The organism is Bifidobacterium sp. LH_424 (assembly GCF_056356895.1).
Window position 1 is genome coordinate 21,243 of the sequence record NZ_JBKEVC010000011.1, and the last position, 25,214, is coordinate 46,456.

Genomic DNA, 25,214 nt, shown 5'->3' on the forward strand with positions numbered 1-25,214 from the left:
GATTCGCACACCCCAAGCGTGCGTTTTTGTGCGGATGACGCACACGTTTCACGCCCGCTCCTGCGGCAGCAGGTAGAGGTCGTCATCGTCCGTCGCCATTGCATCGGCAACCGTCACCATCACCTCGTCCTCCGTATGCCCTGTTCCTCCAGTTCGTGGATGACGCGCCATGGGGCGTCCAATTCGTTGGCATGCATGCGGATGACCGATAGCCCCTGCCGCTCCAGGCAATGCTGCCGACGACGCTCATCGTCGACGACCTCGCGAATCGCCCTGCCGGAGGTCATGTCCGGATCGACGTATTTCCGCGTTCCATCGAATTCCAATGCCACCTGTCCATCGCCCGACGTCCTCCAGAGAAAATCGACGCGATGGCAGCGATTCGGATGGTCCAGACAGGGAAATTCGACCTGGATATCGTCCGGAGGACAGCCCATGTCATGCAGCATGCCCCGCGCCGACGATTCACCGCCGTTCTCACTGCGCGCGTCCGCCAGATTGAACGCCCGCATGACGGTTTGGCGATGGCGGGAATACTTCACCGACGACGGATAGGCGAGCAGGACATCCTTGTCGACGGAGCCGGAACGCACCGACGAGTCGATGGGGGCCAACGAATATCTCAGACTCAAGGTAGCGGCGCAGTCGAACAGGGTACGCAGCAAGCCCGTCACCTTCACTCCTTCCACCTCCACGACCTCGGGATCGGAGATGACGTGCCGTTCCAACCGATTGGTATTGCGGTAGTGCGTGCCGGGAGCGCCCACGACATGCAACGGCCACGCCAGACGATAGGAGCAGTCCAACCGATGCATGACCGCTGCGGTGGGCCCGCCGAACACCCAATCGGGATGCCGTTTGGCCAATGCCCGGACGATGTGCCGGATTCGTTCGTAACGGTCGAGGGAATTCCAATAATCGACCTGCGCATATAGTCCGCGGAAAGGCTTCACGATGGCGCCGGAACGCATGCGACGCTGAATCGCCTTGAATTCGGTGTCCGTGGGAGCCACGACGCAACGCTTCTCCCGACGCGCTTCGGCGAACAGCGCATCAACCGCATGATGCCTTACCATGTCCCCATTGTAGAAGGGCCCGGCATCGCGAATCTCAGGGACGAAACCCCCGTTATCCGAGATTTACAGCACCAAACACCCGTTTTGATGGGGTTGTTCCGGGCATTTGACGCTGTGAATCGGGGATAACGGGGGTTTGGTACAGGGAGGGAAGAAGGAGGGGGGAACGACAAGGGCCCATCCCGGGTGGGATGGGCCCTGATCTACCGATCAGTCAGCGGGAACGAACGTCCCACCTCTAATCAGTGACGGTTGTCGAGACGGTGGTACATCTCGGACAGCTGCAGTTCCTTCTCGAACTGGCGGGCGGTCGTCTTGTCGTCGATGACGGCGAGCTCGACGCCGGCGATGCGGGCGAAGTCCTCCCAGGCCTCACGACCGACGGAGGTGGTCATGCAGGTGTGGTGGGAGCCGCCGGCGGTGATCCAGCACTGGACGGCGGTCTTCAGATCCGGCTGCGGCTTCCAGACGGCGCGGGCGCACGGAAGCTCCTTGAGGGAGCCCTGCGGCTCGACGACGTCGACGACGTCCATGAGCAGGCGGAAGCGCTCGCGCTCGTCGGCCATGGAGACGACGACGGCGTCCTTCTTCGGCTTGCCGGAGAAGACCAGGCGGACCGGGTCGGCCTTGCCGCCGATGCCGAGCGGGTGGATCTCCAGCTTCGGCTTGGCGATGGTGCCGATGGCCGGGGAGACCTCGAGCATGTGGGAGCCCATGTCGAGCTCGTTGCCCTCGGTGAAGTTGTAGGAGTAGTCCTCCATGAGGGAGGCACCACCCTCGAGGCCGTAGCCCATGACGGCGCCGATGCGCACGAGGACGGCGGTCTTCCAGTCGCCTTCGGCGGAGAAGCCCCAGCCGTACTCGGACGGGAAGCGCTGCGGGCCGACGCCCGGCAGCTGCGGCAGGGCGCCGAGGTCCTCGAAGTTGTCGACGCCGGCGGTGCAGCCGTTGGCGCGCATCATGTTGACCATCGCGGCCTCTTCCTTGGCGGCGATGAACAGGGAGTCGTACTTGGCGTCCAGCAGGGCCGGATCGACGTCGTACTTGGCCTTGTAGTCCTCGATGATCTCCTTGACCTGGTCGTCCTTGACGGCGTCGTACGCGGCGACGAGCTCGTTGACGGCCCAGGTGTTGATGGAGGCGCCGAAGACGCGCTCGGCCTCGGTCTTGTCGCCTTCGGTGACGGCGACGTTGCGCATGTTGTCGCCCCAGCGCATGACCTTCATGTTGTTGGAAGCGTCCCAGCCGGCGCAGGCGCGGGCCCAGGTGCCGACCTTCTCGGCGACCTCCGGGTCGGTGTAGTGGCCGACGACGATCTTGCGCGGGATGCCGAGGCGGGAGACGATGTAACCGAACTCACGGTCGCCGTGGGCGGCCTGGTTCAGGTTCATGAAGTCCATGTCGATGGTCTCCCACGGAATCTCCTTGTGGTGCTGGGTGGCCAGCTGCAGCAGCGGCTTGGTCAGCACTTCGAGGCCACGAATCCACATCTTGGCCGGGGAGAAGGTGTGGCACCAGGTGATGACGCCGATGACGTTCGGGTTGGCGGAGGCTTCGACCATGAACTGCTTGACGCCGTCGGAGGACTTCAGGGTCGGCTTGAGGACGATCTTGGCCGGGATCTTGCCGGTCTTGTTCAGGTAGTCGACCATTTCGGCGGAGTGCGCGGCGACCTGGCGCAGCGCCTCCTCGCCGTACAGGTCCTGCGAGCCGACGCCGAACCAGATTTCCTTGCCCTCGAAGGGGTTCTCCATAACCATGGGTTACTTCCTTTACTTCGTTGTGATGGATGGAATCACATCTCGGGTCCCGCCTCCAGGACGGGGCCCAAAGTCTTTTGTTGTTGTGTTGTCGGGGTCTCTTATGGGGTCTCTCCCCCACCCGGCTTCGCCGGGAGCCCCCTCGCCAGAGGGGGCCAAGGGAAAAACCTCAGTGCTGACCGTAGACGTTCTGGTAGCGGTCGTTCAGCTTGTCGATGTCGGCCTGGTCGATCTCGATGATGTCGCCGAGCTGACGAGCGGCCCACATGGTGTGCGCGACCTCCTCGGTCATGGCGGCGGCCTTGACGGCGCCCTCAGCGTCCTTGCCGATCGTGAACGGGCCGTGGTTCTGCATGAGGACGGCCGGGGACTTCGGGTACTTCTTGAGGGTCTCGACGACGCCCTTGCCGATGGCCTCGGAGCCGATGAGGCGGAACGGGCCGACCGGCACGGGGCCGCCGAACTCGTCGCCCATCATGGTCAGGCCGCACGGGATGTTCTGGCCGGTGGCCGCCCAAGCGGTGGCGTAGGTGGAGTGCGTGTGCACGACGCCGTAGACGTCGGGCATGTTGCGGTAGATGTAGGCGTGGGAGGCGGTGTCGGAGGACGGGGCTTCGGAGCCGTCGACCACGTTGCCTTCGAGGTCGCACACGACCATCGAGTTCGGGGTCAGGTTCTCGTAGCGCACGCCGGACGGCTTGATGACCATGAGGTCGGCGGTGTGCAGGCGCTGGGACACGTTGCCGGCCGTCCACACGACCAGGTTCCACTTGATCAGCTGCTGGTGCAGGTTGGACACGACCTCGCGCACCTGCTTGACTTCGGCGCGGACCTCGGGACCGTAATCAGCCAGAGTTGCCATTGTTGGTTTCCTTTCGTTTGTTCTGACGTCTATGGGCTCCCTCCGGAGAGGGAGCCGAAGTCTCATGGATATATGGGGGTTATGGGGTTACTTGTCTTCGAGGTCGATGCTCTCGATGGCGGTGTGCTCGATGGGCAGGCCCTTGCTGAAGCGCTCGAAGAAGTCCTCGAAGCCGACGACGTCGCCCGCGTAGGGTGCCTCGGTGGTGGACTGGGCGTCCTTGAAGACGCAGCCGTCGAGGTAGTCGGCGAGGTTGTCGTGCGCCTCGTCGGTGTGCCACAGGTAGTCGGCGAGCACGGCCATGCCCCAGGCGCCGCCTTCGGCCGCGGTGGACATGACCTTGATCGGCGTGTTGAACGCGGCGGCGAGGATCTTCTGGGCCACCTTCGGGGTGGTGAAGATGCCGCCGTGGCCGACGAGGGAGTCGATCTGGACGTGCTCCTGCTTGGTCATGACGTCCATGCCGATCTTGACCGGGGAGAACGCGGAGAACAGCTGGGCGCGCATGAAGTTGCCGAGGGTCATGTTGGCCTCGGGGCTGCGGGCGAACAGCGGGCGGCCTTCCGGCAGGCCGGCGAGGAATTCGCCGGAGCGGAACGGGTAGTTGAGCAGGCCTCCGCAGTTGGCGTCGACGTCGTCGGCGATGGCGGCGCGGAACAGCGTGCCGTACAGGGTGCCGGCGTCGACCGGGTTGCCGATGGCCTTGGCGAACTGGCCGAACAGGCCGACCCACGCGTTGAGGTCGGAGGTGAAGTTGTTGGCGTGGCTCATGCCCGCGAGGTCGCCGGCCGGGGTGGTGACGAGGTCGACTTCCGGGTGGAGGGCCTTGAGCTTGTGTTCGAGCACGACCATCGCGAAGATGGAGGTGCCGGCGGAGACGTTGCCGGTGCGCACGCGCACGGAGTTGGTGGCGACCATGCCGGTGCCGGCGTCGCCTTCCGGCGGGGCGAGCACGACGCCCGGCTCGAGGGCACCGGACGGGTCGAGCAGCTTAGCGCCTTCGGCGGTGAGCTCGCCGGCCGGGGTGCCGGCGACGAGCGGCTTCGGCAGGAGGTCGGTGAGCTTCCACGGCTGGGCGGCGACTTCGGGCAGCGCGTTGAACTTCTCGATGAACTCGGTCTCGTAGTCGTGGGTGGTCGGGTCGATCGGGAACATGCCGGAGGCGTCGCCGACGCCGAGGACCTTCTTGCCGGTGAGCTTCCAGTGGACGTAGCCGGCGAGCGTGGTGAAGTACGCGACCTTGGAGACGTGCTCCTCCTTGTTGAGCACGGCCTGGTAGAGGTGGGCGATGGACCAGCGCTCGGGGATGTTGTACTGGAACAGCTCGGAGAGCTTCTTGTGGGCCTCGGAGGTGTTGGTGTTCTGCCAGGTGCGGAACGGCACGAGCAGTTCGCCGTCCTTGTCGAAGGCGAGGTAGCCGTGCATCATGGCGGAGAAGCCGATGTGGCCGATGTGGGTGAGGGTCTCGCCGTAGGCAGTCTTCACGTCGTTGGCCATCGAGGCGTAGGCGGTCTGCAGGCCCTTCCAGATCTCCTCCTTGGAGTAGCTCCACAGGCCGTCCTCCAGATGGGAGGCCCAGCCGTAGTCACCGGAGGCGATGGTCTTGTATTCGTCGTCGATCAGGACCGCCTTGATGCGCGTGGAACCGAATTCGATGCCCAGCGAGGTCTTGCCGGCGCGAATCTTCTCCGCGATCGTGGCGACCTGCTCGGAGGCGTTCGTTGCTGCCATTCTGTGGACTCCTTCTGACCGGCCGGCCAGCACCGCCCGATCGTCGTTCCTTGGGCGCTTACCGCACCCCTTCCTTGGGTGGCCGTTAACGCTCACAATTTCCGTATTTATTGTAACGGCCTTCAGGCCGTATTACAACCCCGACGTGCCATGAAAGATAACGGTTTGATAACAGGTCATCGACACGTCTGATACCCCCTACACGCGAGGCACCGGTCCGAGCGAGATGCGGTCGCGCACCGCGGCCGGCACCAGGCCCACGCCATGCTGCGAGTTCGGCAGCGAGGGCTCCTGGCCTTCGCCGAGCAGACGCAGCACCTCGCGCATGGCGGCCGTGCCGAGTCCCTCGAAGTCGGGGCGCACGGTCGTCAGCGGCGGGAAGAGGTTGTCCATGCCGGTCATATCGTCGAAGCCGACGAGGCTCACGTCCTGCGGGATGCGCAGGCCATGCTCCTGAATCGCGCGCGCCACGCCCACCGCCTGCGCGTCGTTCGCGGCGACGACCACGGTCGGCAGCTTCGCGCCGGTCACGCCGGCCGTGTCGATGAGACGGTTCATCTTCGCGTACGCCTCGCCGGAATCCCACGTCTCGCAACGCATCACCTGAGTCTGGATCGACTCCGCGCCGGACAGCGTCTCCCACGCGGCCAGTCGCGTCGCCGCGTCACGCCAGTCGTGGGGACCCGCGAGATAGAGGACGCGACGATGCCCCGCGGACTTGACCAGGCGCATCACGTCGGCCATCGCGCCCCACTGGTCGATGCCGACGAACGACGTGCGCTCCAGATCCTCGGCGGGGATCAGCGAGCGCGCCTCGCGCATGCTCATGCCGCCGTGCGTCGAGGTGACGATGACGCGCGGCTGGCTGACGCGCGCGCGGCAGGCGACGTCAAGCATCACGTCGGTGGGGGTCAGGAAGATGAACGCGTCGACGTTCTGCTCGTTGAACGTGTCGATGAGGTCGTCGAACTCGGCCTGCGTGCACAGCGCCTCGTGCACCATCATCACGCTCATGAACAGGCCGTGCCCGCGCGCGATCGACTCGATGGACGAGATCGCGGAGATCGGACCGAAGAACTTAAGGCCGCCGGCGATGAGGCCGATGGTGCGCGACCGGCTGGAGGCCAGGGCGCGCGCCGAGTTGGAGGGACGGTACCCGAGCTCGCGGATCGCCGCCTTGACGCGCGCACGCGTGGCGTCGGAGACGTCCGGGGAGTTGTTGATGACGCGGGAGACGGTCTGGTGACTCACTCCCGCGAGTTTCGCCACCTCGAACATCGATGGCCTTTTGTTGGCGCGGCGAGCAGACATAACCTCTTCTCCTTTCGCGCGGCACTGCACTGACTTACGCAGTGTAGCGCGAAAACCACCGCGACACGTGAACGTTCACACGCCGGTTTTCCCGTGTCGCGCGTGTCGCATGTGTCGCACGCCGGTCACACGAGCTTCCAGGAGACGCGGTGCAGGTCGCACGGGCCCTGCGCGGCGATGGCGGCCTTGTGCGCCGCCGTGCCGTAGCCCTTATTGCTCCCCCACTGGTACGCCGCGTATTCCGGGCGTTCGGCGAGACGCTCCATGAGCCGGTCTCGCGTCACCTTCGCGATGACGGCGGCCGTCGCGACGGTCGCGCAGGAACGATCGCCCTTCACCTTGGTCGTCACGTCGGCGGGCACGGGCACGTCGGGCGCGTCGAACGTGTCGAGCGCCTTGGTGATGTAGTCGTACGGACCGTCGAGGATCGCGCCGACGCGCACGCGCCGCTCCCCCGCGGCGCCCGGCGCGCCGAGTCCCAGCTTCGATTCCGCCTCGGCGAGCGCGCGCAACGCGGCTATGCCGAGTGCGTGGCCGATGCCCCACTCGTCGATCTCCGCGTTGCTCGCCGCGCCGACCGCCCACGCGGCGGCCCAGCCGGTGAGCTCGTCGTAGATGGCCTCGCGGCGGCGTTCGGTGAGCAGCTTGGAATCGGCGACGCCGGCGGGCACGGCGAGGCCGGAGCCGCCGCCGGAGACATCGCCGGTTCCGGCGACATCGCCGCCGTCCGCCGTCTTCCCCATCAGATCGCGCGCGCGGATGATGGCGCAACCGACCATCGCCGGGCCAGCGAGCGCACCGCGTCCCACCTCGTCGAAGCCGGCGATGAGGTCGAATCCGCGGGAGGCGAGCTCACGTTCGAGGTCGAGCGTCGGCGTGATCATCAGTTGCCCAGACCGTCGTTCGCGTGCTTCGGGTCGATGGTCGTCACGCTCGACTCGGACGTGACGCCGGACGTACCGGCGGTCGTGCCGGACGTATCCGACGTGGCCGAGACGCTCGCGTCCGGCACGTCGGCGAACACCTCGTGGTGCGCGTCGAGCGAGCCGAGACGGCTCAGCGGCCAATAGCGGCACAGGCCCACGCCGACCACGTCGGCAATGGGGACGAGACCGTGGTCGCCGTCGTCCTGATGGTAGCGGGAGTCGGCGGAGTTGGCGCGGTTGTCGCCCATGACGAAGACATGCCCGGCGGTGACGGTCACGCTGAACGGGAAGGCGCTCGGCTGCACGCCGTCCTTGAGATACGCGGTCTCGGTGATGGCGACGCCGTTCACCTTGATCGGCTGGCCGGCGCCCTCGCAGGTGACGGTGTCGCCGGGAAGACCGATGACGCGCTTGATGAGATAGTCGCCGGCGAGCGGGCTCGTGGTCTGCTCGTTGGCGAGCCAGCCGGCCGGATCGTGGAAGACGACCACGTCGCCGCGCTTCAGGCCGACCGTCTTCGGTGCGGGCTTGAAGGTGATGACGCGGTCGCCGGGTTCGATGGTGCTTTCCATCGACCGGGTGGGGATCTCGTAGAAGCCGACGAGGAACACGCGGATGAGGATCACGACGAGGATCGGGATGCCGCACCAGATGAGAGTGTCGCGCCAGGAGAAGCGGTCGTCGCGACGGGTCCGATTCGGGTCCGCCGGCGTCGCGGCCGTGGCCCGTGCGGGCGATGCCGACGATTCCGGCGTCTCCGGCATGACGGCCGGATCGACGCCGTGATCGGCCACCAGGACGGTGTGACGGTCGCGCTCATCGTTGTCGTATGGCATGTGCCCTCCTGTTCCCCGCGAAAACTCCACTCATCGTAATCGGGCGCATGCCCACACGCACGCCGCAGGCGTGACGTGCACCGAACGCGCACGGGGATGCGGGAGCCGCCGCCCGCGCCGATGACGCCGAAAACGACGAAAACGCCGGGAAAACGAAACGGTCCGGAACCACGGAGGTTCCGGACCGTTCTACGCTTCGAGCGAGTCAGCGACTCAGGCTGCTCACTTGGCGCGGCGCTCGACGATGCGAGCGGCCTTGCCGCGCAGCGCGCGCAGGTAGTACAGCTTGGCGCGACGGACGCGGCCCAGACGCACGACCTTGATGGAGTCGATGGACGGGGAGTGCAGCGGGAAGCGACGCTCCACACCGGTGCCGAAGCTGATCTTGCGGACCACGAAGGTCTCGCGCACGCCGGTGCCCTGGCGGGCGATCACCACGCCGGTGAAGGTCTGGATACGGGAGTTGTTGCCTTCCTTGATCTTCACGTTCACGTCGACGGTGTCGCCGGGACGGAAGGTCGGGATCTCCTCGGCCGGCTTCATGTGCTTGGCGTCGAAAGCCTCGATGGCGTTGACCATGATTGTTCCTTAGGTGCCGCCGCATATCGGCCACCGGACGGGGCGCATGCACGACCCGCGTCGTTCCACGGGCTCCGGGGACATGTCCGTCTCCCGGCCTCGGTGCACGCACCGATGTTCCTTCCCCGCAGGTCTGCCTGCGAGGGGTGCCGATCCGCCGGGAATCGCGCCCGAGGGCGGCCCGGCTGGACCTCATGCGACAGGGGTTTATGCGGCGACCCCCGCCACGACACAGCAATCGTCTAGTCTATGGCCGGACCGGGACAGCGCGCAGCGCCCGCACAGTCAGCGGCGCGCCGCCATGAGGCGGGCAACGGCGGCTCGGATGGCGGGTTCGGCGGCGGTCGGGTCGTCGATGTGCTCGACCGATTGCTCGATGGGGCACATGCCGTCTCGCCCGCGGTTGAGGATGACGGGGACCAGCGCACCGTAGGCGGCTTCGATGCCGTGGGCGCGCAGGGCGGCGAGTCCGGCTTCGCTCATCGTGCACGCCCATACGGCTTTGACTCCAAGGCGAGCGTAGAGCAGGGCGGCGCCCTTGCCCACCACACGGTCGGCGGCGCAGAAGCCTGCGAGGCTGCGGCCTTCGTCGAGCCATATGAGCAGCGGGCGCACGCCACGGCCCGTGCCGGTCAGCGTTTCGGCGCGGCCGGCGGCGTCCGTGCGGCAGGCCACACAGCCGAGCGCGCCATCGGCGAGCAGATCGTCGCGGGCGCGAAGACGATCGTCAGTCACGGTGACGGTCCACGGCGAACATGACCAGCGGGATGAGCACCCATTGGAGCACGAGACCGGGCAGGCCCGTGCCGACGGCGGCCCATACGCTCGCGACCGACATCTGCGCGTTGCCGAGCAGGAAGACGGCCACGGCGATGGCGAGCGCGTCGACCAGTCGTCCGCCGATCTGGGCGGCGACGAGCTTCGCCAGCCAGCCGAGCGGCGAGGGGACGGCTTCGGGGACGCGCACGCCGCGCAGAAGACCGGCGATCAGGCCGTAGGAGGCGAGTTCGATGACCATGAACGGCACCATCGGAGCCATCGGCATGCCGGTGAGGAGGAAGCTCACGATTGGGGCGAGCGCTCCGGTGACGAGGCCGGCGAACGGACCGGCGAGCAGCCCCACGAGCAGCACGGGCAGGTGCATCGGCAGCAGGGTCTGGCCGATCATCGCGCCGAGCCCCATCGCCGCACCGGCGAGGTGGAAGACCTGCGGCAGGGCGACGGCGGCCACGACGGCGAGCAATGTGGCGACGGATTGGAACTTGATGGACGGCAGCGCGGCGGCGCGGGCCGAAACAGTGGATTGTGGTCGCATGTTGGATTCCTTTCGATTCAGCGCAAATCGAGGTCGATGAGCTGGTATTCGCGGCTGCCGAGGCCCATTTCGACGGCGTGCTCGATGGTGTGGATGCCGTGGCGCGATTCGATGCGCTCGATCAGCGGCTCCTTGTTGTCGTGCGAGACGTACACCATGTCGACGCACGCCTGATCGACGGCGACCGGGTCGAGCGAGGCGCAGATGCCGATGTCCGCCATGACGGGCGCGTGCGGATTGCCGTCGCAGTCGCAGTCGACGGACAGGTTGTTCATCACGTTGATGAAGCACATCTCGCCTTTGAGCGTGTTGAACACGGCGGTGGCGGCTTCGGCCATCGCCTCGAGGAACGCGTCCTGGTCGCCGCTGAACGGGTTGGCGAGAATCTCGTCCTGCCCGGAGTGGAGGCGTTTCTTGCCTCGCGAGGAGGCCATGCCGATGGAGATGTTCTTGAGCGCGCCGCCGAAGCCGCCCATCATGTGGCCTTTGAAGTGCGAGAGCACGGCGTAGTAGTCGTAGTTCGGGAAGTGGGAGCCGACGATGTCGGCGGTGATGCGCCTGCCGCCTTCCACGGGGATTTCGATCTCGCCGTCCTCGTCCTGGATGTCGCAGGGGGCGATGTCGAGGAACCCGTGCTCTTTGATGGTCTTCCAATGGTGTTCGGTGGTGTCGCGGGTGCCCGCGTACGCGGTGTTGCATTCGACGATGGTGCCGTCGAGCCGCTGCACGAGGTCCTTGATGAGCGCCGGCTGCAGGTAGTGCGTGTTGCCTCCTTCGCCGGAGCTGAGTTTGACGGCCACCTTGCCCTGCGGTTTCGCGCCGAGCGCCTCGTAGACGCGCATCAGCCCGGCCGGGCTGATGTCGCGCGTGAAGTAGACTTTGGCCGCCATCGGATAGTCGGTCTCGTAGGTTCCGGGTGTTCTGGGCGTCGTCTCCGTCATGTGGTGCCTCCTTGCTGCCGGACGGTCGGTTTCCCGTCTCCAAGGATACTTCGTCCGCGTGAACTCGTTCCCTCACCCCGGCAAAAGAACGATGCCCGGCATCCGTGGGGATGTCGGGCATCGGGTTCATGGCCTACGCCTTGTCGCGTATGACCGGTCCGCGGTCATACGCATCTCACGCGCGCTTGCGGCGCACGGCGAGCGCGGTCGCGACGGCCGCGAGCAGGAGCGCGACGCCGGCGATGCCGGCGACCGTGCTGCCGGTGCTCGACAGCGTCGGCTTGGCGGCGGAGGCGTTCGTCTCGCCCTTGCCGGAGTCGGCCGCGCCGTTCCCGGACGTCGCTCCGGACTGTCCGGTGCTGTCGGAACCACTGCCGGTGCCGGGGTTCGGGGTCGGCTCGGGTTCCGGTTCGGCATCCGCCGGGGCGGAGGAGTAGGACACGGACAGCGGCGATGTGGTCTTGCCGTCGAGATCGGTCACCGTGACGGTGACGGCCTGTCCGTCCGTCGAAGCGGACCTGGCCTTCGCGGCCACGGTGCCGAAGTCGACGTCCACGCTGGCGGTCAGCGTGTTGCCGTAGGTCTTCTTCTCGGCGGTCACAGTCTTGGACTGTCCGGCGGTCTCGATCTTCAAGGCCTGCACGGCGCCGGTGGCGGTGGCGCGGATGGTGGCCTTGCCCTTGACGGTCGCGTTCTCGAGCGGGTTCCACGTCGTGCCGCCGTCGGTGGAGTATTCCACGGAGGAGTCGGAGACGTTCGGCTCCGGCTGGTCCTCGGTGACGACGGAGAGCGCGTTCACCAGTCCGGCGCCGCGGTACTCCTTGCCGGCGTCCGCGGACGGGTCGGCGAGCTGGCCGTAGTTCTCCTTGGCCTGCTTCTTCATGAGGTCGAGCACCTGGGCGGGCGTGTAGTCGGGGTGGACGCCCTTGATGAGGGCGGCGACGCCGGCCGCGTGCGGGGACGCCATCGAGGTGCCGCTGTAGTAGGCGTAGTTGGCCTTGTCGAGATCGGGGTCGACGGTCGAGGCGATATTCACGCCCGGAGCGGCCACGTCGATGCTGTTCTTGCCGTAGTTGGAGAAGGAGGCGCGCGAGTAGCTGCCGAGCTTGCCCCAATCGGTCTCGCCGACCGCGGAGACGGTCACGACGCCGGGCAGAGACGCCGGGATGTCGACGCCGTTCTTCACGTCACGGTTCTTGATGATGGTCTTGCCGTCCGGATCGCCTTCGACGTCGTTCGGGCTGCCGTTGTCGGGGGACGGATCGTCGAGGTTCTGATCGGAGTTGCCGGCGGCGGCGACGTTGGTCACGCCCTTGGACGTGGCGTAGGCGACGGCGCGGCGTACGGCCTCGTAGCCGGCGGTCTGCGTCGGGTCGGACGGCACCCAGAACTCCCACGGATCGGAGTAGTAGCTGTTGTTCGTCACGTCGATGCCCTTGTCCGCGGACCAGGCGAAGCCGCAGGTCACGTACTCCGGGTACAGGAAGCCGCCGTCGTTCATGGCCTTGATGGCCGCGATCTTGACGGTCGGGGCGACGCCGTCGACGCCGATGCCGTTGGAGGCGGCGGCGATGGTGCCGGCCACGTGCGTGCCGTGCGAGCTGGCGGTCGGCATCCACGGCTTGTCGCCGTTCGCTTTGGTCGCCTGCGTGGCGATGCCGTTCGTGGAGCAGTCCACGGAAAGCGAATCATCGATCTGGCTGGTGCCGTCGGTGTTCTTGAAGTCGGCATGGCGGTAGTCGACGCCGGAGTCGATGACGCCGACGGTCACGGGCGCGAGCGAGACGCCCTTGGCCTTCAGCGTCTCGTTGGCCTTGTCCGCGCCGAGCGCAAGCACGCCCCATGCCTTGTCGGCGGTGGTGTACGGGTCGTTCTGCAGCGACTCCTCCTTGGCGAACTGGCTGTTCGCGTCCATGCGGTTCAGCGAGAACGTGCTCGCGCCATCCTTGGCGGCGCCCTTGTCGACCACGTCCTCGTTGCCGGTCACCCGCGCCTGGCGGGTGGTGCCGACCGAGTCGATGGCGATGCCGTCGGCGGTGGCCTTCTCGGCGTAGTCCTTGGCGAAGCTCTTCGATTTGGCCTGCACGAAGAACGTGCCGAACTGCGGGTACTGGGCCAGCGCCACGACGTCGCCCATACCCTCCGCCTCGGCGACGGCGGCCTTGATTTGGGCCTCGCCGGAGCCTTCGGGCAGGTTCACCGCGTAGTTGCGGGCCGCATCGGACTGCTCGACCGGCGAGTACACCGGGGTCGCGTCGGCGGCGTGCGCCGTGGAGGCGACGCCCATGGCGCCGCACGACAGCGCCATGGCGAACGCGGCGCATGCGGTCGCGAACTTCCTGGTCAGCGCAAAGTGCTGCATGACTTTCCTCTCTTCCAATCCGTGCATAACGCACAAGCGGACCGCCCCACGTATGTGGATGCGATCCGCGATGACGAACGGCACTTTAGGAAGGACATGTTACGATGCGGCGGACTGACCGCATCGTGAAACCGGAAGGCCCCGACCGGTCACAGACGCCCAACGCTCACAGCAGCCAGTTGGTGGCGCAGGAGGCGAGGAACACGGCCAGTCCGAACCACATGACCGGCACCATACCCATGCCGAGCCACGAGTACGCGCCGGGTTTCTCCAGCGCGTTCCAGCGTTTCGTGGAGACGCGCAGCAGCACGACGGCCGCCACGACGAGCACGATGAACACCGTCCATCCGACGGAGGAGGCGGCCTCGGGCTTCGACATGTCCGAATACATGGCGGGCAGGAAGATCCACGAGGCGCCGCACAGCGTGGTGAATCCGGCGGTGACGCCGACGCGCGTGTAGCCGTCGTCCCTGCCCTTGCCCCGCTGGAGGTTGTTCCACAGGAACGACGCGGCGACGACGAGCGCAGCGGCGATCACCAGATACGCGGCCCAACGGATATAGGTCACGTCCGTGTAGAACTCGCTGGGCAGCACGACGATCGCGGAGACCACGAACGTGGCGGCGGCCACGGCGCGCCCGAACACAGCCTGCGAATCGTCGCCGCCGAACGGCCAGCCGACGATGAGCAGCATCGTGGCGGACATGGCGAGCATGCCGGAACCCATGATGCCGCCGGGAGTCAGCACGCCGAGCGTATAGACGATGCCGAAGAACAGCGCATAGGCGACGAGCTGGGTGATGACGACGGTGAACTCGCCGTGCACGGTCATGCCGAAGCCGGGCCGACCGTTACGCCCGTCCCGGCCGCCACCGGCGCGCCGTGCCGGTTCCGGCGCGCCGGAGCGCGGCCGTTCGCGGCGTTCGCGCGTCTGCGATGCGTCGGCGCGGCCGCCCCGCGCATTGCGGCGTGCGGCCTTGCGTTTCCTCTGCGAATTGCTTGCCACCATGTATCTCCTGTCTCTCCTTGGCGCCGATGGCGCTTTCGTCGTATACGGATGATGCCCGGCGCCTCTTCGACGCCGGGCATCATCATGCGTTCCGATTCGGGACCGATGTCTCATCGGCCCCGTCCCCGCCCGGCTTCGCCGGAATCGGGTTCACGGAATCAGAACTCGCGGTTCTTGCGGTAGAACTCGATCAGGGACTTCGTGGAGGCGTCCTGGGCGGCGAGGGCCTCGTCGTCCTTGGAGATCGCCGGGGTGATCTGCTTGGCGAGCTGCTTGCCGAGCTCGACGCCCCACTGGTCGTAGGAGTCGAGGCCCCACACGGTGCCCTCGACGAAGGTGATGTGCTCGTACAGGGCGATGAGCTCGCCGAGCGCGAACGGGGTCAGGGCCACGCCGAAGATGGAGGTGGTCGGACGGTTGCCGGTGAACACGCGGGCCGGGACGATCTCCTCCGGCGTGCCCTCGGCGCGCACCTCGTCGGCGGTCTTGCCGAACGCGAGCGCCTTGGTCTGCGCGAAGTAGTTGCCGAGGAACAGCTCGTGCACGTCCTGGTCGCCGTCCTTGGTCGGGTTCGGCGTGTTGACGAACGCGATGAAGTCGGCCGGGATGAGCTGGGTGCCCTGGTGGATCAGCTGGTAGAAGGCGTGCTGGCCGTTGGTGCCCGGCTCACCCCAGAAGATCTCGCCGGTCTCGGTGGTGACGGGGGTGCCGTCCCAGCGCACGGACTTGCCGTTGGACTCCATGGTGAGCTGCTGCAGGTAGGCCGGGAAGCGGTGCAGGTACTGGTCGTACGGCAGCACGGCGTGGGAGGCGGCCTTGAAGAAGTTGCGGTACCAGACGTTGAGCATGCCGAGCAGCACGACGACGTTCTTCTCGAACGGCGTGTTGGCGAAGTACTCGTCGATCTCGTGGAAGCCGTGCAGGAACTCCTCGAAGCGGGCCGGGCCGAAGACGACGGCCAGGGAGGTGCCGACGGCGGAGTCGACGGAGTAGCGGCCGCCGACCCAGTTCCAGAAGCCGAACGCGTTGGCCGGGTCGATGCCGAACTCCTCGACCTTCTCCAGGTTGGTGGAGACGGCGACGAAGTGCTTCTTGATGGCCTCGGCCTTCTGGGCCTCGTCGTTGTCGGAGATGGCGCCGTTGGCGACGAGCTCCTCGAGCAGCCAGGTGCGGGCCTCGCGGGCGTTGGTCAGGGTCTCCAGCGTGGTGAAGGTCTTGGAGACGATGATGAACAGGGTGGTCTCCGGATCGAGGCCCTTGGTCTTCTCGGCCAGGTCGTTCGGGTCGATGTTGGAGATGTAGCGGGCGGAGATGCCGGCGTCCGCGTACGGCTTGAGCGCCTCGTACGCCATGACGGGGCCCAGGTCGGAGCCGCCGATGCCGATGTTGACGACGGTCTCGATCTTGCGGCCGGTCACGCCGGTCCACTTGCCGGAACGCACGTCGTCGGCGAAGGCGTAGATCTTGTCGAGGGTCTCGCGCACGTCCTTGACGGTGTCCTGGCCGTCGACGATGTACTTGCCCTCGTCCTCGACCGGGCGGCGCAGCGCGGTGTGCAGGACGGCGCGGTCCTCGGTGTTGTTGATGTGGACGCCGCTGTACATGGCCTTGATGCGCTCGCCGAGCTTGACTTCCTTGGCGAGGTGGACGAACAGCTGGAGGGTCTCCGGCTTGATGAGGTTCTTGGACAGGTCGAAGTGCAGGTCGCCGGCGTCGAAGCTCAGCTCCTTGACACGGTCGGAGTCTTCGGCGAACCACTTCTTGAGGCTGATGCCCTCGGCCTGAAGCTCGTCGTAGTGCTTCTGCAGGGCGACCCACGCCGGGGTGGTGGTGGCGTCAACGGGCGGATTGATGGCCATAGGATTCCATTCCTTTCATCATTGATTGGAGACGGCGTGCGGGCCGCTTGCATCTCGGTCCGCCTACCGTTCCGTATCACGCAACAGAATACTCACAAAAGCGGACACAAGAACACAAAAAGAACACGCGGCTACGCGCCGGCGACGTAGCGGTGAACGGAACGGTGGAGACGGGACGCGGCGGAACGCGCGGCGGGACGTCACACGCCCATCAGCGCGTGGGCGACGGCCATCATCACGAGGGCGATGATCGCGGTGAACGCGAGCGAGAAGCCGGCGAGCTTCGCGTTGCCGAGCACCTTGTCGGTGAACAGCGTGGAGAAGATCGCGATCGGCGCGAGCACGCAGATCACCAGCACCGCGCGGATCTCCGCGGTGAACGGCAGCAGGAACCAGGCGACCGCCGCGAACGCGACGGCGAACGGCAGGCGCCAGGCGACCACGGCCAGCACCTCCTTGACGTCATGCCGGTCACGCGGCAGGTCCATGAGCATGCCGACCATGAACATCGAGCAGAACGCGTTCGCGCCGCTCAACGGCTGCATGACGGTCGCGATCCAGCCGGGGATCTGGACGTGCGCGACCATGAGCACGATCATCAGCATGTAGGTGTCGAACGGCACGGAGCCGAAGAAGCTCTTGAACACGTTCTTGGCGAAGGCGCGCCGGGCGAGTCGCCTCGCGTCCCGGTCCTTCGGCTTCTCGTACGGCAGGGTGGGCGCGCTGCCCGCATGCTGTTCGGCGAGCGTCTTGCCCGGCTGGATGTGCAGCAGCTGCTGGGTCATCACGTTCGTGCCGGCCGCGACCATGATGCAGTTGCCGATGTCGAACATGGCGGCCGGCACCACCGCGCCCGCACCCCAGAACGAGGTGACGACCGGGAAGCAGAAGCAGCCGAGGTTGAAGCCGGCGCCGTTGAGCATGAGGAACGCGCGGTCGGTCACGTTGCGCCGGCGCGTGGTCAGGTAGATGAGGACGGGCGGGATGAGCGCGCAGAAGAACGCGAACACGCTGATCCACAGGTAGCTCACGTCGTGCGGGTTCGTGGCGAACGAGTAGACGATGGCGCCCGGCAGCACGACGTTGAACTCGGCCGTCTGGATGACACGGTAGTCCTTCGCGCCGAACAGCCCGAAGCGCTTGAACAGGTATCCGGCCAGGATGATGAGCAGCAGCGAGGCCGGGCCGAGTATCGCCGTCATGGTTCCCTCCCCACCCCGCGGCCATGCGGTACCGGGTTGGACGGGGCCCCGAGGTTTGCGTGCGCGAGATGGGACTCGAACCCACACGTCCGAAGACACAGGAACCTAAATCCTGCGCGGCTACCATTACGCCACTCGCGCGCAAGAAGACAATCTATCAGTCGGCTGGGAAAACGGAGCACGGTGCCGGAAGACGACGGGGAAACGAAAAACCCGGATTCGGCGAACCGAATCCGGGTGGTGGAGCCACTTGTCAGAATCGAACTGACGACCTGCTCATTACGAGTGAGCCGCTCTACCGACTGAGCTAAAGTGGCTTTGCGCTTGGGAAGCATTCGCTACCCATGCACAAGAGAAAAAGTATAGGGGCCGTCGCGCAAAACGCAACCCGGCGTGTCGCGCGCCGCATCCCCGCGCTACCGCAGCAGCGCCTCGATGGCCGGCACGAGCGCCTTCAACGCCTTGCCGCGGTGGGAAATCGCGTTCTTCTCGGCCGGCGTCATCTCGGCACTGGTCAGCGGCTCGCCCTCATGGTCGGGGTCGTCGCTGGTGCGTCCCGGCTGGTCGTCGGGCACGAAGATCGGGTCGTAGCCGAAGCCATGCTCGCCGCGGGCCTTGCGGATGATGCGTCCGGGCATCTCCCCCACCTCGACCGTCTCGGAGACGATCTCGTGATGGGCGGCGAGCGCGGCCGCGTCCCCGGCGGCCACGGCGTCGCCGCCGGTCGCGTCCACCGCGTCGCCGGGCACGACGAGCGCGGCGGCGCAACGGAAGCGCGCGGTGCGCTTGTCGTCCGGGATGTCCTCGATCTGGGCGAGCAGGAGCGCGTTGTTGGCCTTGTCGTGGCCGTGCGCGCCGGCCCAGCGCGCGGAGAGGATGCCGGGGGCGGCGCCCATCACGTCGACGATGAGGCCGGAGTCGTCGGCGATGGCGGGCAGTCCGGTGCGGCGGGCCACGTCGCGGGCCTTGAGCAGCGCGTTCTCCTGGAAGGTGACGCCGATCTCGACCGGGTCGGGCAGGTGCAGCGAGCCGGCGGAGACGAGCTCCACCTGCGCCGCGTCGTCGCCCAGATCCTCGGCGAGGATGCGGCGGATCTCCACGAGTTTGCCTTCGTTGTGCGTGGCTACCACGAGCTTCATGCTGGTTCCTTCGTTCGGTGGGTCTGGTCGGTTCGTCGAATCGTCTCAGTCGAGGGCGAGCGCGGCGCGCTGGGCGGCCTGCAGCTCCTTGTTGCCCTTTTCGGCGAGATCGAGCAGCGTGCCGAGTTCGGCGCGCGTGAACGGGCGGTGTTCGGCGGTGCCCTGCAGCTCGATGAATTCGCCGTGGCCGGTCATGGCGACGTTCATGTCGGTCATGGCCTGGCTGTCCTCCACGTACGGCAGGTCGAGCATCGGCGTGCCGTTGATGACGCCGACGGAGACGGCGGAGACGACGTCCTTGATCGCCTTGTCGGCGGACTTGATGTGGTGGTTGCGTTCCGCCCAGTTCAGGGCGTCGACGAGCGCGACGTACGCGCCGGTCACGGATGCGGTGCGCGTGCCGCCGTCGGCCTGGAGCACGTCGCAGTCGAGCTGGATCTGGTTCTCGCCGAGCGCCTTCATGTCGATGACGCCCCTCAGGCAACGGCCGATGAGGCGGCTGATCTCGTGCGTGCGGCCGCCGATCTTGCCTTTGACGGACTCGCGATCGGTGCGCTCCTTGGTGGCGCGCGGCAGCATCGCGTATTCGGCGGTCACCCAGCCAAGTCCGGAGTCCTTGCGCCAGCGGGGCACGCCCGGGGTGAACGTGGCGGTGCACATGACGCGCGTGTTGCCGCATTCGATGAGCACGGAGCCCTCCGGCGCGTCGGTGAAGTGGCGGGTGATGCGCACGGGACGCAGTTCGTCGACCTTGCGTCCGTCCTGACGGGTGATGGAGCGATTGCCCAGCATGTCTGTGATTTCAACCATGATGCCCAGCCTACCCCACTTGGCCGGAACGGGCTCGTCTCCCGAGGACCGTCCGCTTTCAGCCGAGCAGCTGCCGCTCAGGCAGGATGCGGTCGACGACGAACACGATGAGGCTCAACGCAAGGAACCCCAGGGCGAGTTTGCCGCAGTTGACGCCGAACTGCGGCCATCCGAGCGCGGTCGGGTCGATGAACGCGTACGGGTACGGGCTGCCGCCGGCCGCCGGGCCCGATGTGGGGAACATGGCGGCGCGCACGAGCACGAACGCGAGGTACGCGGGAAAGTAGATGAGCCACGAGAACATGTAGTGCCACTGGAACCGGCGATGCGGGTCGAAGAGCACGAAGTCGACGACCGCCATGATCGGCGCGACGCGGTGCAGCCACGTGTTCGTCATCAATCCGAGCACCTGCGGCACGTAGGCGGGGTCGTCGGGCGGCATGAGCAGGAACGCGACCACGGCGGTGACGATCGCGTACAGGGTGAGGCATCCCTTCAGCCAGGCGGGCGGCTGGATGCCCTTCAGGATCGTGGCCGCGCCGGCCCACAGCATTACGAATCCGAGCGCGAATCCGGTCTGGAACGTGAAGTACGTCCAGTATTCGGGCCGATGCCACGCCTCGTAGGTGCCGACGAAGCACATGCCGGCGATCGCCAGCCGCCACAATCCCGCGAAGAATCTCATACCCCCAGTGTACGCGGCCGCCCTTTCCCGCCCATCCCTCACCCCGCTTCCCTCACCCCTACCCCGCCCACTCCCATGGTGCGGCAAACCTCCCATGGTGCGGTTTCGCAAATCCGCCATTTTCCAACGAAAATCGCCTACCGCACCATGAGCGTTTACCGCACCATGGGAGGTTGGCGGCCCTAGGCGGGGCCCTGGGCGGGACCTGGGCGGGGACTGGCGCACCGTGGGCAACGGCGAGTAGGCTGGTTGGCAACGAAAACACCGAAAAACAGTGCAGTATCCACGGGCGAAGGAGAGAACATGGATTATTCACCGGCGTTGATGACCGACATGTACGAGTACACGATGCTGGACGCGTGCCTCAAGGACGGCACCGCGAACCGCAAGTGCGTGTTCGAGGTGTTCACCCGCCACCTGCCCGCCGGCCGCCGCTACGGCGTGGTCGCCGGCACCGGCCGCATCCTCGACGCGCTCGAGCGCTTCCATCTCGACGACGAGGACCTGCGCTTCCTCGCCGACCGGCACGTGGTGAGCCCCGAGACCATCAAGTGGCTGGAGGACTTCCACTTCTCCGGCTCGATCAAGGGCTACCGCGAAGGCGAGATGTTCTTCCCGAACTCGCCGATCCTGGAGATCGAGGGCACGTTCGGCGAATGCACGCTGCTGGAGACGCTCGTGCTGTCCATCCTCAACTACGATTCGGCGGTCGCCTCCGCCGCCTCCCGCATGGTCTCCGCCGCGAAGGACCGCCCGTGCATGGACATGGGCGGACGCCGCACGAACGAATGGTCGGCCGTGGCCGCCGCCCGTGCCGCCGTGGTCGGCGGCTTCAAGGGCACGGCGAACCTGCTCGCCGCCCAGATGTACGGGCTCAAGGCAATCGGCACCGCCGCCCACTGCTTCACGCTCGTACACGACAACGAGCGTCAGGCGTTCGAATCGCAGATCGCCGCGCTCGGCAAGAACACGACGCTGCTCGTCGACACGTATAACATCGAGGAGGCCGTGAAGACGGCCGTCGAAGTGGCCGGCCCGGAGCTCGGCGGTGTGCGCATCGACTCGGGCGACCTCGCCCTGATGGCGCAGCGCGTGCGCAACCAGCTGGACGCGCTGGGAGCGACGAACACGAAGATCACCGTCACCAACGACCTCGACGAGTACGCGCTCGCCGCGCTCCAGACCGCGCCGGTCGACTCGTACGGCGTGGGCACGATGCTCGTCACCGGTTCGGGCGCGCCCACCTGCGCGATGGTGTACAAGCTCACCGAACGCGAGGGCGCGGACGGCACGATGCAGACGGTCGCAAAGAAGTCGAAGAACAAGGCGACCGTGCCGGGCAGGAAGCTCGCCTACCGCTCCTACGAGTACAATCTCGCCGACGTGGAGCACGTGGTCTCCGGCTCCGAGGACCAGCTCGCCGCGTTCACGCCGGAGGAGGGTTGGAAGGACCTGCTCGTGCCGTTCGTCGACCACGGCGAAATCGACCACCAGTGGCAGGGCCACGACGCGATCGTCAACGCGCACGAATACCGCGCGAAGGCCCTCGCCGAACTTCCCATCGCCGCCCAGAGCCTCATGCGCGGCGACCCGGTGATTCCGACTGAGATCACGGTTCTGTAGCACCGCGACTCGGTAGGAATCCTTCGCGATTGCCTATAGCGCAATCGCTCACTTCGCCTACGGACACCCCACCGGGGTGTCCGTTTCACGGCTCAGCTACTGAGATCACCGTTCTGTAGAACGGCGACTCAGTCCTGTAGAACCGGACCGGCTCAGCAGTCGATGGTGTAGACGCGGGTCTTGTAGTCCTTCCAGTCGGGTAGGACCTCCCCCGCGTCGAGCGCGCGCTTGATGTCGCCGTAGTAGTGCAGTTTGCGCTGCACGTGCATCGCGGCCTCATCGAGCGCACGCCGCTGCTCGTCGAGCGTCTTCCGGCGCGATTCGAGCAGGTCGAGAATCTCGTCGATATGCGCCGGCTCGTCCTGCTCGTAGGCGAAGAACCGTTTCAGGTCATCGATGGTCATGCCCGCGTTCTTGAAGCAGCAGATGGCGCGCAGCCGGTTGATGTGGCACTCCTCGTATTCGCGGCGTCCGGCCGCGTCACGCCCCACGTTCGTGAGCAGCCCCTGGTCCTCGTAGTACCTCAGCGTGGAGGTCTGCATGTGGAAGCGTTCCGCCACCTCGCGAATCGTGTACGTCGCCATATCGTCCCGTTCCTTTCCGTTTTCGCCGTCGCGCGTCATCGCGGCGCCGCGCCGTCGCGCGACACGCCGCGGACGCCGACTTGCGTTCAAGTCTACTTGAATTGCGACGATGATTGCGTAACCACGGAACATTCACGGAAACAACCGCAAGGAGCATCGATGCTGGAAGCGACCACCACCTACACGCCGGCCGAAGACCGCTACGACCACATGACCTACAACCGCTGCGGGGCCTCCGGCCTCAAGCTGCCGGCCGTCTCGCTCGGATTCTGGCACAACTTCGGCGACCTGACGCCGTTCGAGCATATGAAGCAGCTCGTGTTCACCGCGTTCGACAACGGCATCACGCACTTCGACCTCGCCAACAACTACGGCCCCGAGCCCGGCCAGGCCGAGAAGAACTGCGGGCTGCTGCTGAACAAGTACTTCAAGGCGCACCGCGACGAGCTCATCGTCTCCACGAAGGCCGGCTACGAGATGTGGACGGGCCCCTACGGCGACCACGGTTCGCGCAAGTACCTCATCGCCTCGCTCGACCAGTCCCTGACCCGTCTCGGGCTCGACTACGTGGACATCTTCTACCACCACCGCCCGGACCCGGACACCCCGCTCGAGGAGACGATGGGCGCGCTCGCCCAGATCGTGAACTCCGGCAAGGCGCTGTACGTCGGCCTGTCCAACTACGACGGCCCGACGATGGAAAAGGCGGCGGCGATCCTTGACGAACTGCACGTGCCGTTCGTCATCAACCAGAACCGCTACAACATCTTCGACCGCACGATCGAGCGGAACGGACTCAAAGACACGGCCAAGCGCCTCGGCAAGGGACTCATCACCTTCTCGCCGCTCGCGCAGGGCCTGCTCACGAACCGCTACCTCGACGGCGTGCCGGCCGACAGCCGCATCGCCCTCGACCCGCGCTTCCTCAAGGACTCCGCGCTCACCCCGGAACGCCTCCAGCAAATCCGCGAGCTCAACGACATCGCGATCGCCCGCGGCCAGACGCTCGCCGAGATGAGCCTCGCCTGGCTGCTGCACGACGGCGTCGTCACCTCCGTGCTCGCCGGCGCCTCGAAGCCGCAGCAGATCCTCGACAACATCGGCGCGCTCAAGAACACCACGTTCAGCGACGAGGAACTCGCCAAGATCGACGAGATCTCGCTGCGATAGCCGCAAAGAAAAGGAATCGGCCTTCGGCCGATACGATTCATTTGCGGCCTACGGCCGCGGTCTCTCCCCCCACCCGGCTTCGCCGGGAGCCCCCTCGTCAGAGGGGGCCAAGCCTCCCTCTGACGAGGGAGGTGTCAGCCGAAGGCTGACGGAGGGAGAGCAGTCCGCGGCCGGAAGGCCGCGAAAACATCGTATCGGCCGAAGGCCGATTCCGTTCCACCGGCTTTGTCACCAGCCGCGCATCTCGTCGTAGATGCGCTTGCAGTCGGGGCAGACCGGGTACTTGGACGGGTCGTGCTTGGGCACCCACACCTTGCCGCACAGCGCGACCACCGGGCGGCCGGTCATCTGCGATTCGGCGATGCGGTCGCGCGAGACGTAGTGCGCGAAACGGTCCGCGTCGCCGTCGTCGGAGCGGCTGGTCTCCTCCTTCTCCTCCGGGCGTTCAAGCACCGCGGTGCCGGTGCCGGCATCCGGGTCGGACAGCGGCGACGACGTGTCCGCGTCGAGGAATGCGGCGGGAATCCTGTCATCGTTCAGATCATCGTTCATCATGGCGACCTCCTGCATGGCCATTTTGGGCTTATGTCGGGCTTATATACTGCCCACCATCATAGTTGCCGTCATCGCGCATAACCGCCGTCACGCATAACCGCCGCCGTCGCACACGCCCACCGCCGCCGCATCCGCATCGTCGCGCCCTCCCGCACGCTGGCGGCGCGACGCGGTAGGCTAGTGAACCATGACCATAGCAGTGTGCCCCGGCTCGTACGACCCCGTGACCGCCGGACATCTTGACGTAATCGAACGCAGTGCGCGCTTCTTCGACGAAGTGCATGTGGTGGTGGCGGTGAACGCGGCGAAGACGCCGATGTTCCCCACCGAGACCCGCGTCGACATCATCCGCCGCGCCCTCGCCAAAGACGGCTGCGCGAACGTCGTCGTCGCCTCCACGGACGGCCTCATCACCGACTATTGTCGGAACGTGGGCGCCACCGTGATCGTGAAGGGACTGCGGCAGAACGGCGACTACGAGGCGGAACTCGGCATGGCGCTCGTGAACCGCAAAATCGGCGACGTGGAGACCGTCTTCCTTCCCGCCGATCCGGTGCTCGAGCACATCTCCAGCTCCATCGTCAAGGACGTGGCACGTCACGGCGGCGACGTGACCGGCATGGTGCCCGACTGCGTGGTGCCGATGCTCACCGAGGCGCTGTCGCGGGAGGCGGCCGCGCGCAAGGCACGCGCCGGGGCGTGACGGCCGCGCACGCGACGGCCGCCGACAATCGTGGGCGCGCGGGGAGCGCGTCGAAGGAAAGGAACGCATCATGACCGATGCAACGCAAGACGACAACCAGGAGGGCGCGGACGGCGCCGAAGCGCGTCCGGAAGGCTATGTGGACCTCACGGCGCAGCCTGCCGCGCCCGCGCCGG

At 66.5% G+C, this 25,214-nt stretch carries 23 protein-coding genes and 2 tRNA genes; 3 read left to right on the forward strand and 22 right to left on the reverse strand.

The window, feature by feature from the left end; translation table 11 throughout:
- Positions 1 to 119: 119 nt before the first annotated feature.
- The 20 genes from AC1AYP_RS08865 to AC1AYP_RS08960 all read right to left on the reverse strand — a co-directional run bounded on the left by AC1AYP_RS08865 (position 120) and on the right by AC1AYP_RS08960 (position 20,403).
- Complete coding sequence (locus AC1AYP_RS08865; protein ID WP_476547586.1) at positions 120 to 1,076, reverse strand: CTP synthase; 957 nt, start codon at positions 1,074 to 1,076, stop codon at positions 120 to 122.
- A 242-nt stretch (positions 1,077 to 1,318) separates the two neighbouring features.
- Positions 1,319 to 2,836 (reverse strand): L-arabinose isomerase, encoded by a 1,518-nt coding sequence (gene araA, locus AC1AYP_RS08870; RefSeq protein WP_476503065.1) that lies wholly within the window; start codon positions 2,834 to 2,836, stop codon positions 1,319 to 1,321.
- A 169-nt stretch (positions 2,837 to 3,005) separates the two neighbouring features.
- Positions 3,006 to 3,698, reverse strand: coding sequence for an L-ribulose-5-phosphate 4-epimerase (locus AC1AYP_RS08875; RefSeq protein ID WP_163196825.1), 693 nt, complete (start codon positions 3,696 to 3,698; stop codon positions 3,006 to 3,008).
- Between the two features lie 87 nt (positions 3,699 to 3,785).
- Positions 3,786 to 5,429, reverse strand: a complete 1,644-nt coding sequence (locus AC1AYP_RS08880) for a xylulokinase (protein WP_476503064.1) — start codon at positions 5,427 to 5,429, stop codon at positions 3,786 to 3,788.
- Between the two features lie 198 nt (positions 5,430 to 5,627).
- Positions 5,628 to 6,740, reverse strand: a complete 1,113-nt coding sequence (locus tag AC1AYP_RS08885) for a LacI family DNA-binding transcriptional regulator (protein WP_476503063.1) — start codon at positions 6,738 to 6,740, stop codon at positions 5,628 to 5,630.
- Between the two features lie 125 nt (positions 6,741 to 6,865).
- A complete protein-coding gene (locus AC1AYP_RS08890; protein ID WP_476547587.1) occupies positions 6,866 to 7,624 on the reverse strand; it encodes a ribonuclease HII in 759 nt (252 codons plus the stop codon).
- Positions 7,624 to 8,502: a signal peptidase I gene (gene lepB / locus AC1AYP_RS08895; protein WP_476547589.1), complete on the reverse strand. Its 879-nt coding sequence runs from the start codon at positions 8,500 to 8,502 to the stop codon at positions 7,624 to 7,626. The genes AC1AYP_RS08890 and lepB overlap by 1 nt, the downstream gene beginning before the upstream one ends.
- 222 nt (positions 8,503 to 8,724) lie before the next feature.
- On the reverse strand, positions 8,725 to 9,081 hold the full coding sequence (gene rplS / locus AC1AYP_RS08900; RefSeq protein ID WP_476547591.1) for a 50S ribosomal protein L19: 357 nt from the start codon (positions 9,079 to 9,081) through the stop codon (positions 8,725 to 8,727).
- Between the two features lie 285 nt (positions 9,082 to 9,366).
- Positions 9,367 to 9,816 carry a DUF1893 domain-containing protein gene (locus AC1AYP_RS08905; RefSeq protein WP_476533038.1) on the reverse strand — a complete coding sequence of 150 codons (450 nt, stop codon included), beginning with the start codon at positions 9,814 to 9,816 and terminating at the stop codon, positions 9,367 to 9,369.
- Positions 9,809 to 10,396: an ECF transporter S component gene (locus AC1AYP_RS08910; protein WP_476547593.1), complete on the reverse strand. Its 588-nt coding sequence runs from the start codon at positions 10,394 to 10,396 to the stop codon at positions 9,809 to 9,811. The genes AC1AYP_RS08905 and AC1AYP_RS08910 overlap by 8 nt, the downstream gene beginning before the upstream one ends.
- A gap of 17 nt (positions 10,397 to 10,413) precedes the next feature.
- On the reverse strand, positions 10,414 to 11,337 hold the full coding sequence (locus AC1AYP_RS08915) for a DUF362 domain-containing protein (protein ID WP_476503057.1): 924 nt from the start codon (positions 11,335 to 11,337) through the stop codon (positions 10,414 to 10,416).
- Between the two features lie 175 nt (positions 11,338 to 11,512).
- Positions 11,513 to 13,699, reverse strand: a complete 2,187-nt coding sequence (locus AC1AYP_RS08920) for a S8 family serine peptidase (protein ID WP_476547594.1) — start codon at positions 13,697 to 13,699, stop codon at positions 11,513 to 11,515.
- A 166-nt stretch (positions 13,700 to 13,865) separates the two neighbouring features.
- Positions 13,866 to 14,708 (reverse strand): hypothetical protein, encoded by an 843-nt coding sequence (locus AC1AYP_RS08925; RefSeq protein ID WP_476547596.1) that lies wholly within the window; start codon positions 14,706 to 14,708, stop codon positions 13,866 to 13,868.
- A 158-nt stretch (positions 14,709 to 14,866) separates the two neighbouring features.
- Positions 14,867 to 16,567: a glucose-6-phosphate isomerase gene (gene pgi, locus AC1AYP_RS08930; RefSeq protein ID WP_476503054.1), complete on the reverse strand. Its 1,701-nt coding sequence runs from the start codon at positions 16,565 to 16,567 to the stop codon at positions 14,867 to 14,869.
- A 200-nt stretch (positions 16,568 to 16,767) separates the two neighbouring features.
- Positions 16,768 to 17,769, reverse strand: a complete 1,002-nt coding sequence (locus tag AC1AYP_RS08935) for an AEC family transporter (RefSeq protein WP_476503053.1) — start codon at positions 17,767 to 17,769, stop codon at positions 16,768 to 16,770.
- 60 nt (positions 17,770 to 17,829) lie between these two features.
- Positions 17,830 to 17,910, reverse strand: a tRNA-Leu gene (locus tag AC1AYP_RS08940).
- 100 nt (positions 17,911 to 18,010) lie between these two features.
- Positions 18,011 to 18,086, reverse strand: a tRNA-Thr gene (locus tag AC1AYP_RS08945).
- 99 nt (positions 18,087 to 18,185) lie between these two features.
- Positions 18,186 to 18,908 (reverse strand): non-canonical purine NTP pyrophosphatase, encoded by a 723-nt coding sequence (locus tag AC1AYP_RS08950; RefSeq protein ID WP_476547598.1) that lies wholly within the window; start codon positions 18,906 to 18,908, stop codon positions 18,186 to 18,188.
- Positions 18,909 to 18,953: 45 nt separating this feature from the next.
- Entirely contained in the window at positions 18,954 to 19,718 is a 765-nt protein-coding gene (gene rph, locus AC1AYP_RS08955) for a ribonuclease PH (RefSeq protein WP_476533045.1), read from the reverse strand.
- A gap of 58 nt (positions 19,719 to 19,776) precedes the next feature.
- On the reverse strand, positions 19,777 to 20,403 hold the full coding sequence (locus tag AC1AYP_RS08960; RefSeq protein WP_476503050.1) for a Pr6Pr family membrane protein: 627 nt from the start codon (positions 20,401 to 20,403) through the stop codon (positions 19,777 to 19,779).
- Between the two features lie 303 nt (positions 20,404 to 20,706).
- Here AC1AYP_RS08960 and AC1AYP_RS08965 point away from each other — a divergent pair, with 303 nt between their 5' ends.
- Positions 20,707 to 22,026, forward strand: a complete 1,320-nt coding sequence (locus tag AC1AYP_RS08965; RefSeq protein ID WP_476533046.1) for a nicotinate phosphoribosyltransferase — start codon at positions 20,707 to 20,709, stop codon at positions 22,024 to 22,026.
- A 152-nt stretch (positions 22,027 to 22,178) separates the two neighbouring features.
- Here AC1AYP_RS08965 and AC1AYP_RS08970 read toward each other — a convergent pair whose 3' ends face one another.
- The gene (locus AC1AYP_RS08970; RefSeq protein WP_476547600.1) at positions 22,179 to 22,610 is read right to left on the reverse strand and encodes a MerR family transcriptional regulator; all 432 of its coding nucleotides are present in this window, start codon (positions 22,608 to 22,610) and stop codon (positions 22,179 to 22,181) included.
- Positions 22,611 to 22,769: 159 nt separating this feature from the next.
- Here AC1AYP_RS08970 and AC1AYP_RS08975 point away from each other — a divergent pair, with 159 nt between their 5' ends.
- Positions 22,770 to 23,780, forward strand: coding sequence for an aldo/keto reductase (locus AC1AYP_RS08975; RefSeq protein WP_476533048.1), 1,011 nt, complete (start codon positions 22,770 to 22,772; stop codon positions 23,778 to 23,780).
- Between the two features lie 228 nt (positions 23,781 to 24,008).
- Here AC1AYP_RS08975 and AC1AYP_RS08980 read toward each other — a convergent pair whose 3' ends face one another.
- A complete protein-coding gene (locus AC1AYP_RS08980) occupies positions 24,009 to 24,335 on the reverse strand; it encodes a DUF3039 domain-containing protein (protein WP_476503046.1) in 327 nt (108 codons plus the stop codon).
- Positions 24,336 to 24,522: 187 nt separating this feature from the next.
- On the opposite strand from AC1AYP_RS08980, the gene coaD reads away from it, so the two are divergent.
- Positions 24,523 to 25,038 (forward strand): pantetheine-phosphate adenylyltransferase, encoded by a 516-nt coding sequence (coaD, locus tag AC1AYP_RS08985; RefSeq protein ID WP_476533049.1) that lies wholly within the window; start codon positions 24,523 to 24,525, stop codon positions 25,036 to 25,038.
- Positions 25,039 to 25,214 lie beyond the last annotated feature (176 nt).